This window comes from Micromonospora sp. NPDC003241, from assembly GCF_053589795.1.
This window is the reverse complement of sequence record NZ_JBSFSO010000026.1, coordinates 82,680-94,590: the sequence shown is the minus strand read 5'-3', so window position 1 is coordinate 94,590 and position 11,911 is coordinate 82,680. Positions and strand designations below refer to the sequence as shown.

Here is an 11,911-nt window from a genome sequence, read left to right as displayed (position 1 = left end):
CTGCGGCTGTTAGGAGGGGTCCCCTGCTATGCACCAGGCGTTAGCAGGGGACCCCTCCTTACACCCAACCCCTAGAGCGGAATGTTGCCGTGCTTCTTGGGCGGCAGCGTCTCGCGCTTGGTGCGCAGCACCCGCAGGGCGCGGACGATCTGGACCCGCGTCTCGTGCGGCGGGATCACCGCGTCGACGTACCCGCGCTCGGCCGCCACGTACGGATTGGCCAGGGTGTCCTCGTACTCGGCGATCTTCTCGGCCCGGACCGCGGCCGGGTCCTCGGCGGCGGCCAGCTCCTGCCGGTAGAGGATGTTCACCGCGCCCTGGGCGCCCATCACCGCGATCTGCGCGGTCGGCCAGGCGAAGTTGAGGTCCGCCCCCAGGTGCTTGGAACCCATCACGTCGTACGCCCCGCCGTACGCCTTGCGGGTGATCACGGTGACCTTCGGCACGGTGGCCTCGGCGTACGCGTAGATGAGCTTCGCGCCCCGACGAATGATGCCGTCCCACTCCTGACCGGTGCCGGGCAGGAACCCGGGTACGTCCACGAAGGTCAGCACCGGGATGTTGAAGGCGTCGCAGGTACGCACGAACCGGGCCGCCTTCTCGCTGGCCGCGATGTCCAGCGTGCCGGCGAAGTGCATCGGCTGGTTGGCGACCACACCCACCGGAAGTCCCTCGACCCGACCGAAGCCGACCACCATGTTCTGCGCGTAGAGCGGCTGGACCTCCAGGAACTCCCCGTCGTCGAGGACGTGTTCGAGCACCCGGTGCATGTCGTACGGCTGGTTGGCCGAGTCCGGGACGAGCGTGTCCAGTTCCCGGTCGGCGTCGGTGACGGACAGCTCCGCCGGGGAGTCGAAGACCGGCGGCTCGTCCAGGTTGTTGGCGGGCAGGTGGGACAGGAGCGCCTTGACGTAGTCGACCGCGTCGGCCTCGTCGGAGGCGAGGTAGTGCGCGTTGCCGCTGCGGGTGTTGTGGGTGCGGGCCCCGCCGAGGTCCTCCATGCCCACGTCCTCGCCGGTGACCGTCTTGATCACGTCCGGGCCGGTGATGAACATGTGCGAGGTCTGGTCGACCATCACGGTGAAGTCGGTGACCGCCGGGGAGTAGACCGCCCCACCGGCGCACGGGCCCATGATGAGCGAGATCTGCGGGATGACGCCGCTGGCGCGTACGTTGCGGAAGAAGATCTCGCCGTAGAGGCCGAGCGACACCACCCCCTCCTGGATGCGGGCGCCGCCGGAGTCGTTGATGCCGACGACCGGGCAGCCGATCTTCATGGCCAGGTCCATCACCTTGACGATCTTCTGCCCGAAGACCTCGCCGAGGGAGCCGCCGAAGACCGTGAAGTCCTGGGCGAAGACACAGATCTGCCGACCGTCCACGGTGCCGTAGCCGGTGATCACGCCGTCGCCGTACGGGCGGGAGCGGTCCAGGCCGAAGTTGGTGGACCGATGCCGGGCGAACTCGTCCAGCTCGACGAAGGAGCCCTCGTCGAGCAGCATCTCGATCCGCTCCCGGGCGGTCTTCTTGCCTCGGGCGTGCTGCTTCTCGACCGCGCGGGCCGACCCGGCGTTCACCGCCTCGTCGACCCGTCGTGCCAGGTCCGCCAGCTTGCCCGCGGTGCTGTGGATGTTGGTCCCGGTCTCGGTAGTCACCCTGGGAATATAACGATGGTTCAGGTCACCGCCGCTGTGCAGTTCGCCTCACCGGGGGCCCGTAGGCTGGCCGGATGCCGGATTCGCCGTACACCGACCTCGATCGTCCGCCGCTGTCGGCGGCCCGGCTGCGCCGGGCGCTGGTCGCGCCGTACGGCCCGTGGACGCGGCTGGAACTGAAGGTCGAGACCGGTTCCACGAACGCCGACGTCGCCGAGGCGGCCCGGACGGGGGAGCCGGAGGGTCTCGTCGTCGTCGCCGAGCGGCAGAGCGCCGGGCGGGGGCGGCGCGGGCGCGCCTGGCAGTCCCCGCCGCGCGCCGGCATCGCGACCAGTGTGCTGCTGCGGCCCGGCCAGGCCGTGCCGGACCGCGCCTGGCCGCCGGCACCACCGTCCGGGTACGGCTGGCTGCCGCTGCTCGCCGGTGTCGCGCTGGTCGAGGCGGTGACCCTGTTGGCGGAACTCGACGCCACCCTCAAGTGGCCCAACGACCTGCTGCTCGGGGACGCCAAGTGCGCCGGGATCCTCGCCGAGGCGGTGCCCGGCCCCGGTCTCGACGATCCGCCCGCGATCGTGCTCGGTGTCGGGCTGAACGTCACGCTGCGCGCCGACGAACTGCCGGAGCATCCGACCGGCCTGCTGGCCACCTCGCTGCAACTGGCCGGTGCGGCGGCCACCGACCGGGACCCGCTGCTGCGGGCCCTGCTGCGGTCGGTCGCCGACTGGTACGCCCGCTGGCGGGCCGCCGACGGGGACGCGGCCGCCTGCGGCCTGCGGGACGCGTACCTGGCGGTCTGCGGCACCGTGGGCCGCGAGGTGCGGGCCTTCCTGCCCGACGGCACGGAGTTCACCGGCACCGCCACCGGGGTCGACCTCGACGGTCGGCTTCTGGTCACCACCGCCACCGGGGAACGCGCCCTGGCCGCCGCCGACGTCCTCCACCTGCGCTGATTCCGGCCGAGCCGGATCGACGGCGGGGTGCGCCGCCGAGGTCGGCCGCGTGGCGGATGTGAGCCGGTGGCGCCGGGGGGTTACGGTCTGCGCGTCCGTTCCTGCGAGGAGGTTTCCGTGGCGTTCCCCGAGGACGTGCTCACCGAAGACGAGCACGTCGTGCTGCACCTGCATCCGCACTGGAAGACGATGATCCGTCCGGTGGTGGTGCTGGTGCTCGCCATCGCCGCGGTGGCGGCCGGTCTGCTGTTCCTGCCCGCCGGTGGGGGCGGCTCGATCACGCTCGCCGTGATCGGTGGCCTGGCGCTGCTGGCCGTCCTGGTGCTGACCGTCTGGCCCTGGATCGGTTGGCGCACCACGCACTTCCTGTTCACCAACGAGCGGGTGGTGCTGCAGCACGGTGTCTTCTCCCGCGAGCGGCGGGACATCCCGCTCAGTCGGGTCAACGACCACTCGATGAACCAGCAGTTCGTCGGGCGGCTGCTCGGCTACGGCACGCTCACCATCGAGTCGGCCGGCGAACGCGGACAGTCCGTGCTTCCCGACGTGCCGAAGGTGGACCGGGTGCAGACGAAGCTCTACGAGCTGGTCGAGGCGTTCCACGACAAGCACTCGCTGGGCGACGGCGAACTGCGCGAGATCCTCGCCGAGCGGGACAACAAGGGCGGCGGCCTCTGAGCCGGTTCACCCGCGCCTGGACATGCGAAACGCCCGTCGGCGAGTGCCGGCGGGCGTTGTCGTGGTCCGGGTCAGCGACGCCGGAACCGGCGTGGTGCGGGAGCCGGTTGGAGCTGGGCGGCCAACTCGTCCTCCAACTCCCTGTCCAGCGCCGTCAGCTCGGCCTCCCGGGCCATCGGCGTGGGCCGGGGCTGCACCGCCAGAGGCGGTGCGGGTGGCGGAGTGGCCGGTGGTTCCTCCTCCTCCAGCTCCGTCATGGCCTCGGCGAGTTCGGCCACCGGGTCCATCTCGGCCATCGTGTCCCACTCGTCGCGCGGCAGCCCGGCCCACGTCTGGGTGGGCTCGACCGCCGGTGCGGGCTGGAAGACGAAGGTGCGGTACGACCAGAAGCGGAACAGCGTCGCCAGCACCACACCGACCGTCTTGGCGGCGTTCAGCGCCAGCAGGCTGGTGACGCCCAGCCCGTACTTGGCGGCGGCCAGCACACCCAGCTCGATCAGCAGGCCCACGCCGTTGAAGAGGAAGAACAGGGCGTACTCGCGCTGCATGGCCGATTTCGGACGATCGCGATACGTCCAGTGTCGATTCATCAGGTATGACGTGATCGTGGCCACCAGGGTGGCCACGACCGTCGCCTTCAACTGTCCATCGACGAAGACGGTGAGTGCGAGCGCGTTGAACACGGCGTAATTGATGACCGTGTTGACGCCGCCGACCAGGCCGAATTTGAGCGCCTCGTGGATGAACTTCTGCCAGCGCTCAGGCAGCAGACGGACGAGAGGCATGGGCAACACCTTAGGGCAGTGGGCTGGGTACGGCGGGCTCGGACGGATCGACTGACCTTGACGGGTCAGCAGGCTCTGACGGGACCGGTGGGCGGCAGGTCACGCGTCCCGGTCCGGATTCGCTTCCGCATCGGTCGGGGTTCCCGCTTCGACGAAGACGAACCGTCGGTACGACCAGAAACGGAACAGCGTCCCGAGCCCGGTGCCGACGACGAAGCTGGCGATGTTGTCGGCCAGGCGGGTCTGGAAGATCTCCGGCCAGATGCTGCCCAGCCCGTACCTGCTGATGGCCAGGCACCCCACCGCGATGCCCAGGCCCACCGCGTTGAAGAAGAAGAACAGCGCGTACTCGCGGGCCGGGTTGGAGCGCTTGCGGTGCCGCCAGGTCCAGAACCGGTTGCCCAGGAAGGCGAAGGTCGCCGCGATGACCGTGGCGATGGTCTTGGCGGTGACCTGCTCGACGTTCTGCGGGCCGATCAGGTAGTTGAACAGGGCGAAGTCCATGACGAAGGCGATGCCGCCCACGGTCGCGAACTTGCTCATCTCCCGTACGAGGTGACCGAACCGGTCGACCAGGGAGTGGACCAGACCCGTACGGGTCTGCGGGGAGCCGGGCTCCCCGGTCATTGTGGCGGCCACCGTGCGAGCGTACCGGTTGCCGGGGTCGCGATCGGGGAGCGACGGCCATCGGGGCCCACCGGGGTGACGGTGCAGACAGGCACGAACGGAGCGTAACCGGACGGCTGCGATTCGGTGTTGTTTTCCTCTTCCGCTCACGAAGTCGAAAAGTGACCTGTGACTCTTTGGCGAGGCGCCGCTGACCTGAGGTCGGCCGCAGGATTTGCGTGAAACTGCGCGTGAAAGCGGGTAAAGGCTCGTGATGCCGCAGCGTGGCCGCACCTTGTGCAGTTCTTCACAACCAGTCCCACTGACTGGGGCTGTACATCGGTTTACGCTGAGCCCAATCCCATGTTTCCACGAAGGCGACGCATCGCGGCGCCGAGACTCGTGCACTCCATAGACCGGTCAGCGTCGACCACAAGGAGATGTGTCATGGTTGCTCCGGCCACCGTCAGGGGAATCGATCAGGCCCCGACGTCCCACCCCAAACTTCTCGCCTGGGTCCGTGAGGTCGCTGAACTGACCACCCCTGAGCAGGTCGTCTGGGTGGACGGCTCCGATCAGGAATGGCGTCGCCTCACCGACGAACTCGTCGATGCGGGCACGCTCATCCGGTTGAACCCCGAGAAGAAGCCCAACTCGTTCTATGCCCGCACCGACCCGACGGATGTCGCACGGGTCGAGGAGCGCACCTTCATCTGCTCCGTGGACGAAGCGGATGCCGGGCCCACCAACAACTGGATGGCCCCCGCCGAGATGAAGCGGACCATGACCCCGCTCTACCGCGGTTCGATGCGCGGACGGACGATGTACGTCATCCCGTTCGTCATGGGTCCGGTCGAGGCCGAGAAGCCCATGTTCGGTGTCGAGATCACCGACAGCCCGTACGTGGTCGCGTCCATGCGGATCATGACCCGGATGGGCGCCAAGATCCTTGAGGCGATGGGCGACGACGCGGACTTCGTCCGCGCGCTGCACTCGATCGGCGCGCCGCTCGCCCCGGGCCAGCAGGACGTCGCCTGGCCGTGCAACGAGACCAAGTACATCTCGCACTTCCCGGAGAGCCGGGAGATCTGGTCCTACGGCTCCGGGTACGGCGGCAACTCGCTGCTCGGCAAGAAGTGCTACTCGCTGCGGATCGCCAGCGTGATGGGGCGGGACGAGGGCTGGCTCGCCGAGCACATGCTGATCCTCAAGATCACCTCGCCGGAGGGTCGGGTCTACCACATCGCCGGTGCGTTCCCGTCCGCCTGCGGCAAGACCAACCTGGCCATGCTGGAGCCGACCATCCCGGGTTGGAAGGTCGAGACGATCGGCGACGACATCGCCTGGATGCGCTTCGGTCCGGACGGCCGGCTCTACGCGGTCAACCCGGAGTACGGGCTGTTCGGCGTCGCGCCCGGCACCGACTGGAAGACCAACGCCAACGCGATGCGGACGCTGGAGCAGGGCAACTCGGTCTTCACCAACGTCGCCCTGACCGACGACGGCGACATCTGGTGGGAGGGCCTCGGCGAGCCGCCGGCGCACCTGATCGACTGGAAGGGCAACGACTGGACGCCGGAGAGTGAGAACCTCTCCTCGCACGCGAACAGCCGATTCTGCACGCCGATCACCCAGTGCCCGATCCTCGCCGACGACTACTTCGACCCGAACGGCGTCCCGATCGACGCGATCCTGTTCGGCGGCCGGCGGCGGGACACCGTCCCGCTGGTGACCGAGGCGCGGGACTGGGTGCACGGCGTCTACATGGGTGCCACGCTCTCCTCGGAGACCACCGCCGCCGCCTCCGGCGCGGTCGGCGTGGTGCGGCGTGACCCGATGGCGATGCTGCCGTTCATCGGCTACCACGCCGGTGACTACTTCCGGCACTGGATCGAGATGGGCAAGGGCGCCGACGGCGACGAGTCGAAGCTGCCCCGCGTCTACTACGTCAACTGGTTCCGCAAGGACCCGGAGGGCAACTTCCTCTGGCCCGGCTTCGGCGAGAACTCGCGCGTCCTCAAGTGGGTCATCGAGCGGATCGAGGGTCGCGGCGAGGCCGTGGAGACCCCGATCGGCATGGTCCCGACGCCGGACGCGCTCGACGTCGACGGTCTGGACATGACGCCGGAGGACGTCCGGATCGCGCTGAAGGTGGACCCGGCGGAGTGGCGCGACGAGCTGCCGCTGGTCACCGAGTGGTTCGAGAAGTTCGGCGACAAGCTGCCCGGTGTCCTCTGGGCCGAGTTGGACGCACTCCGCGCCCGACTCGACGCGGAGCAGCCGCAGCGGGGGGTGTGATCGACGCCGGATCCGGGCATCATCGGATCCCATGAGGACGGCCGCCGAGACCGAGGTCCGGCGGCCGTCCGCCGTCCGGGCGCTGACCGCACTGCTCGCCGTGACCGCAGCGGCCACCGTCGTGGTCGAGGTGCTCAACTGGTGGTACGCGCCGGAGCAGGGCTTCGGCCTGGCGGTGCGGACCGGTTGGGCGATGCTGCGCTCGTTCGGTTTCCTGCTGCTGATCGGCCACGTACGCCGGGGCCGGACAGTGGCCCGCCCGCTCGGCCTGATCCTGGCGATCACCACGGTCTTCGCGGTGGGTCGGTTGATCGTGCCCCGGCAGGGCGTGCCACCGCTGCCCGGCCTGCTCGGTTTCGCCCTGCTCACCGCGCTCTGCGCCACCGTGGTCTGGCTGCTGTACCGGTCCCCGGCGGTCGCCGGGCACCTGGTCCGGCACCGTTCCCGACTGGTGATCGACCGCTCCGGCATCTCCTGGCGCGAGACGCCGCCGCGTCGCCCCGAGGCGAACGCCTGGCTGCTGACCAGCCGGGTCGCCGCGTTCACCTACAGCCCGCTGATGCTGGTGCCCGCCCTGGTCGCCACCGCCGGGATCCTCGACGGCCGACTGTTGGCCGTGCCGGCGGTGCTGTTCTGGCTGGGCGCCGGCATCGCGACCAGCTATCTGGTGCTGTTCTGCACCGCCTTCCTGCTGCGCGGCAAACGCTGGGCGGGCAGCCTGCTCGTGGTGGTCAGCGTCGCCGTACTCGCGGTCGACCTGCCGCTGTGCTGGTGGCTGCTCGGCGTCGACGGTCTGGTCCGGGACGGCGCCCCACTGGTCGCCGCCGCCGTCCTCGCCGTCTACGGCGTCCGCCGGGCCGCCCACGTCCCCGCCCCGACGTCCCCGACCTGATCCCCGCCGTGTCCGCCCGGTCCGGGGTGATGTGGTCGGCGCAGGTGGTGGGCGGGGTGCGGGGCGGTGCGACCGGACTGCGGCGTGGTGTCGGCCACCGGCACTCCGATCCGGGTGGGGGATCGCTACCCTGCAAGGTGATGACTCTGCGGAAAATTCTCTACTCCGTCTACGAGCGGCGGCTGACCGCCAGGCTCGCGGGCCTTCAGGTGCCGCAGCACGTGGGCGTGATGTGCGACGGCAACCGTAGGTGGGCCCGGGAGATGGGGTTGGTGGACCCCAACGACGGGCACCGGATGGGTGCGGAGCGCATCAAGGAACTGCTGCGCTGGTGCGACGCCGCCGGTGTCGGGCACGTGACGCTCTGGCTGCTCTCCACCGACAACCTGTCGCGGCCGGCGGAGCAGCTCGACCCGCTGCTCCAGATCATCGAGGACCTGACCACCGAGCTGGCCGAGCAGGGCAACCCGTGGCGGCTGCGAATGGTCGGCGCGCTGGACGTGCTGCCCGCGCAGCACGCCGCCGCGCTCAAGGCCGCCGAGGAGCGCACCCGGGACCGCAGCGGCGGCGCCCAGGTCAACATCGCGGTCGGGTACGGCGGCCGGCGGGAGATCACCGACGCGGTGCGCTCGCTGCTGCTGGAACACGCGGCGAACGGCGGCACGTTGGAGGACCTGGCCGGCTCGCTGGACGTCGACGACATCTCCGAGCACCTCTACACCCGAGGGCTGCCGGACCCGGATCTGATCATCCGGACCAGCGGCGAGCAGCGCATGTCGGGCTTCATGCTCTGGCAGTCGGCGCACTCGGAGTTCTATTTCTGCGAACTCAACTGGCCGGACTTCCGCCGCGTCGACTTCCTCCGCGCCCTGCGCTCGTACGCCACCCGCCAGCGCCGGTACGGCGTCTGACCGCCGTACCGGAGCACGCCTCAGGTGAGGTGGTGGGTGGCCTGGGTGAGGAAGTCGCCCAGCGCGGCGGGGGAGTCGATGGTCAGGTCGGCGGCCTCGGCGACCTCGGCACCGGTCTCCGGGTTGGCCACCGCGACACAGACGCCCAGGAAGTCCGGGTCGTCGGCGGCCCGGGCCCGCAGTGCGGCGAAGGCCTTGATGTCGGAGACGTCGTCGCCGAAATACCAGGCACCGCCGACGCCCTGCACCAGCTCGCCGATCACCATGCCCTTGTCCCGGTCGACCGGCGGTTTGATCTCCAGCACCATCCGCCCCACCTGCAACCGCAGGCCGAGGCGCTCGGCCTGGGCACGACCCCACTCCTCGACGCTGGCGGCCAACTGCGGGGCGGTACGCCAGTGCAGCGCCACGGAGAGCCGCTTGTACTCGACGAGGGCACCCGGCGGCAGCTCGGCACGGGCCAGCTCGGCGAGGTCGGCCATGGTCGGCACCCAGGGCAGCGCGGCCGGCTCGGTGACGGTCTCGCCGCCCGAGTGGCTGTGCTCCAGGCCGTAGAGCCCATAGAGGTCGACGCCGGTCAGGCCGCCGAAGTGCTCGCGCAGGAACTCCACCGGACGTGCGGAGACGATCGCGATCCGCCGTACGACCGGGGCGAGTGTCTCGATCGCGGCAAGCACCTTCGGCGCGGGTTGCACCTGCGTGGGGTCGTCGGCCACTGGCGCGAGTGTGCCGTCGAAGTCGAAGAAGAGGATGGTCTCGGCTGCCCGGTCGGCGGTCGTCTGCCAGGCCTGGTCGGCGTTCAACGGGGTCTTCGGCGTCTGGTTGCCCAGATTCAACGGTGGCACGCGCGTCAGCGTACCCCGGGTTCGGCCGGTCATTCCTGGCGTGGATCCGGCGCGGTCGCCGGGCGGGTCAGCGTTCGGCGGCTCCCCGTCCCCGACGTACGAAGGGCACGACGGCGGCTTCCTGGCCGTGGCTGAGCAGGTAGCCCTCCACGAAACCGGAGTTCCGGTCGCCGGTGTGGGCCTCGATATCCCGGAGCCGCTCCACCAGGAACTCGGTGAGCGCGGTGAGCCGGTCGTCGAGCCGGTCGTGCAGCTCGGCGAGGACGGCCAGGACGATCGCGGTGGCCGCGGTGGCGAGTGCGAAGAGGTTCACGAGCAGGGGAAGCTGCCCGCCGTTCAGGGCCAGGGTGACCGCGTTCCCGGTGACGCACAGCGTCAACGAGACCGCCGCGACCACGACCGTCATCCATTTCAGGGTCATGACAGACCCCCTTCTGTCCCGCAGGGCTGGGTTCGGCCTTGTCCCGTCCCCCCGCCGACGACGAGCCCAAGCAGTACGAATACGGACGCTAGCGCGCCCGTTCCGACCCCGTAGCGAAACGAATGAGGCTGACCTGCCGTTCTTTCGCCATCTGAGGAACTAGCTGGCGGCGTCGCCTCGTTTTCGGACACTGGCCGGCAGGGTCGGGCGATATGCGAGATAACGAATGGTTTCTCTAATGTGGAACTTCTCCGCGTCGGAGACCTCCGGGTCGACCAGTCGGCGCAGGAGCGCCTCGACGTCGGGGTCCATCGGCGGTGGTGGTGGGGCGGACCGGCGCGATGCGGTGCGGTCCCAGCCGAGCGCCGCGAAGGCGGCGGCCGGGTCGAGCCCGAGCCCCTCGCAGAACGCCACCACCCGTTCCGCCTCCGGGTCGCTGGCCCAGTCGCCGCGAACCCAGCGGTTGATGGTCTGGCGCGAGACGCCGGTGCGCCGGGAGACCTCGGTGCCGCTCCACGCTCGGGTGGCTCGGGCCTCGTCGATGGCTCGTCGGACGAAGGTGGCAAAGGCGATCTTCCGCGCGTTGGCCGTCTCGGTCACCTGGTGACCGTACGGCGAATGGGCCCGGAGAGAAGTCCCGGGCACGCCTTTGTCACGCTTGCGTGACGCTGAAACTGACCTGACAATTCGGGATGAAGCACTGTTCCTGAGGGGTGTCACCTGGGCAGGATAGATGTCCGTGGGTGTGGAGGCAAACGAACGAAAAGCTGATACTGTCACGCTCATGGGACAACCTACGGTGTGTCACGTGAATGAGACGATAGGTGCTCAGCTGCGTCACGCGCTCGGTGCAAGGGGGGAGTGGTGACCGAACTCGCGACCCGTGCCCAGGCGTTCGGTCTGATCGCGGAGGGGGTCGCCGCCGGGCTGATCGCTCCGTGGCGGCTCTATCTCGCCCGGGGCTGTCGCTACCTGTCGCTCTCCGTCGGCGACCGGGCCGAGTGGAACGCCTGGCGTACCCACCTCGGCTGCCCGGAGCTCAGCGTCCGGGTCTACGACGCCGGTGGGGAGATCCGCCGGTCCTCGGTGGCCGAGGTGGTGCTGGACGGCTGCCGGATCAGCGTCGAACTGGTCGAGGAGATCGGCACCGACGATCTCGACCGGTTGCTGATCGCCGACCCCACCACGGTCGAACCGGAGGAGAAATGACGGGCGGGCGAGGGACCGGAGCCGCCGGATGAGCCCGTTCCTCGCGATCTTCCTCGTCCTGGTGCTGGCCGCCACCAGCTACGCCGCCGGCCGCCTGCACGGGCAGCTCAGCTATCGGATCGGCTACCGCTTCGGCTACCGGCAGGGGTACTTCGACGGTGACCGGGGAGCATGGAACCGGCGCCGCCGGGACGCGCAGGCGGCGATCGCCACCGCCCTCGCGGTCACCGCGCCCGCCAAGCGGGTGTCCGCCGGTGCGGTCCGACCCGGCACCACGTACACCGGATCGTCGTTCACGGAGCCGGCCGCCTCGGTCGTCGGGCGGCACCCGACCACCACCCTGGTCCGGCGAAGCGGCTGAGCACCGGTCGACGGCCCGGTCCGGCGCGCCGCGCTCGGACCACGCCCGACCGGTGGCGGTGATCCACCGGCCGGGATGCGCGCAGGGGGCATGCATCCCGGCCGGTCTGTCACCTGACCGTGTGCCCACGGCACCAGCAGTTAACGAAAGGCCTTGCCGGACCGCCGCCTGGACTCCGCCTCGGCTCGACCGAGGACTTCGACACAGGCCCTAGCCGGGACGGGTGCGGGCGGCTAGCGTCTAGGCATGGCGCGGGATTGTCCCGAGCCAGCCGGCCCGCCCGGCCTGCGACCTCGCACA

General features: G+C 69.9%; 12 protein-coding genes and 1 pseudogene. 7 read left to right on the top strand and 6 right to left on the bottom strand.

What is annotated here, in order from left to right:
* Nucleotides 1-71: 71 nt before the first annotated feature.
* Nucleotides 72-1,655, bottom strand: coding sequence for an acyl-CoA carboxylase subunit beta (locus ACWDVW_RS20620; protein WP_449951241.1), 1,584 nt, complete (start codon nt 1,653-1,655; stop codon nt 72-74).
* A 74-nt stretch (nt 1,656-1,729) separates the two neighbouring features.
* Here ACWDVW_RS20620 and ACWDVW_RS20615 point away from each other — a divergent pair, with 74 nt between their 5' ends.
* Nucleotides 1,730-2,605 (top strand): biotin--[acetyl-CoA-carboxylase] ligase, encoded by an 876-nt coding sequence (locus ACWDVW_RS20615; protein ID WP_449951239.1) that lies wholly within the window; start codon nt 1,730-1,732, stop codon nt 2,603-2,605.
* 117 nt (nt 2,606-2,722) lie between these two features.
* Nucleotides 2,723-3,283 (top strand): PH domain-containing protein, encoded by a 561-nt coding sequence (locus ACWDVW_RS20610; RefSeq protein ID WP_449951237.1) that lies wholly within the window; start codon nt 2,723-2,725, stop codon nt 3,281-3,283.
* Nucleotides 3,284-3,354: 71 nt separating this feature from the next.
* On the opposite strand, the gene ACWDVW_RS20605 is transcribed toward ACWDVW_RS20610, so the two are convergent.
* Together ACWDVW_RS20605 and ACWDVW_RS20600 are read right to left on the bottom strand one after the other, a co-directional pair.
* Nucleotides 3,355-4,068, bottom strand: coding sequence for a GtrA family protein (locus tag ACWDVW_RS20605; protein ID WP_449951234.1), 714 nt, complete (start codon nt 4,066-4,068; stop codon nt 3,355-3,357).
* Between the two features lie 99 nt (nt 4,069-4,167).
* Nucleotides 4,168-4,985 (bottom strand): annotated as a pseudogene (locus ACWDVW_RS20600) (GtrA family protein).
* A 136-nt stretch (nt 4,986-5,121) separates the two neighbouring features.
* On the opposite strand from ACWDVW_RS20600, the gene ACWDVW_RS20595 reads away from it, so the two are divergent.
* The 3 genes from ACWDVW_RS20595 (at nt 5,122) to ACWDVW_RS20585 (ending at nt 8,775) form a co-directional block, all read left to right on the top strand.
* Nucleotides 5,122-6,972 carry a phosphoenolpyruvate carboxykinase (GTP) gene (locus ACWDVW_RS20595; RefSeq protein ID WP_449951231.1) on the top strand — a complete coding sequence of 617 codons (1,851 nt, stop codon included), beginning with the start codon at nt 5,122-5,124 and terminating at the stop codon, nt 6,970-6,972.
* Nucleotides 6,973-7,003: 31 nt separating this feature from the next.
* On the top strand, nt 7,004-7,864 hold the full coding sequence (locus tag ACWDVW_RS20590) for a hypothetical protein (protein WP_449951228.1): 861 nt from the start codon (nt 7,004-7,006) through the stop codon (nt 7,862-7,864).
* A gap of 140 nt (nt 7,865-8,004) precedes the next feature.
* Nucleotides 8,005-8,775, top strand: coding sequence for an isoprenyl transferase (locus ACWDVW_RS20585; RefSeq protein ID WP_449951225.1), 771 nt, complete (start codon nt 8,005-8,007; stop codon nt 8,773-8,775).
* 20 nt (nt 8,776-8,795) lie between these two features.
* Here ACWDVW_RS20585 and otsB read toward each other — a convergent pair whose 3' ends face one another.
* The 3 genes from otsB to ACWDVW_RS20570 all read right to left on the bottom strand — a co-directional run bounded on the left by otsB (nt 8,796) and on the right by ACWDVW_RS20570 (nt 10,641).
* The gene (otsB, locus tag ACWDVW_RS20580) at nt 8,796-9,620 is read right to left on the bottom strand and encodes a trehalose-phosphatase (protein WP_449951222.1); all 825 of its coding nucleotides are present in this window, start codon (nt 9,618-9,620) and stop codon (nt 8,796-8,798) included.
* A 67-nt stretch (nt 9,621-9,687) separates the two neighbouring features.
* Entirely contained in the window at nt 9,688-10,041 is a 354-nt protein-coding gene (locus tag ACWDVW_RS20575; protein ID WP_449951219.1) for a hypothetical protein, read from the bottom strand.
* Nucleotides 10,042-10,200: 159 nt separating this feature from the next.
* Nucleotides 10,201-10,641, bottom strand: a complete 441-nt coding sequence (locus ACWDVW_RS20570; protein WP_449951216.1) for a helix-turn-helix domain-containing protein — start codon at nt 10,639-10,641, stop codon at nt 10,201-10,203.
* Nucleotides 10,642-10,905: 264 nt separating this feature from the next.
* Here ACWDVW_RS20570 and ACWDVW_RS20565 point away from each other — a divergent pair, with 264 nt between their 5' ends.
* Together ACWDVW_RS20565 and ACWDVW_RS20560 are read left to right on the top strand one after the other, a co-directional pair.
* Nucleotides 10,906-11,250, top strand: coding sequence for a hypothetical protein (locus ACWDVW_RS20565; protein WP_350695735.1), 345 nt, complete (start codon nt 10,906-10,908; stop codon nt 11,248-11,250).
* A gap of 28 nt (nt 11,251-11,278) precedes the next feature.
* Nucleotides 11,279-11,611, top strand: coding sequence for a hypothetical protein (locus ACWDVW_RS20560; protein ID WP_396740645.1), 333 nt, complete (start codon nt 11,279-11,281; stop codon nt 11,609-11,611).
* Nucleotides 11,612-11,911: the final 300 nt, after the last annotated feature.

Bases quoted from the DNA above. Each gene is read 5' to 3' on its own strand.
- ACWDVW_RS20615 (WP_449951239.1), top strand. From the start codon at position 1,730: ATGCCGGATTCGCCGTACACCGACCTCGATCGTCCGCCGCTGTCGGCG.
- ACWDVW_RS20605 (WP_449951234.1), bottom strand. From the start codon at position 4,068: ATGCCTCTCGTCCGTCTGCTGCCTGAGCGCTGGCAGAAGTTCATCCAC.
- ACWDVW_RS20595 (WP_449951231.1), top strand. From the start codon at position 5,122: ATGGTTGCTCCGGCCACCGTCAGGGGAATCGATCAGGCCCCGACGTCC.
- ACWDVW_RS20590 (WP_449951228.1), top strand. From the start codon at position 7,004: ATGAGGACGGCCGCCGAGACCGAGGTCCGGCGGCCGTCCGCCGTCCGG.
- ACWDVW_RS20585 (WP_449951225.1), top strand. From the start codon at position 8,005: ATGACTCTGCGGAAAATTCTCTACTCCGTCTACGAGCGGCGGCTGACC.
- ACWDVW_RS20575 (WP_449951219.1), bottom strand. From the start codon at position 10,041: ATGACCCTGAAATGGATGACGGTCGTGGTCGCGGCGGTCTCGTTGACG.
- ACWDVW_RS20560 (WP_396740645.1), top strand. From the start codon at position 11,279: ATGAGCCCGTTCCTCGCGATCTTCCTCGTCCTGGTGCTGGCCGCCACC.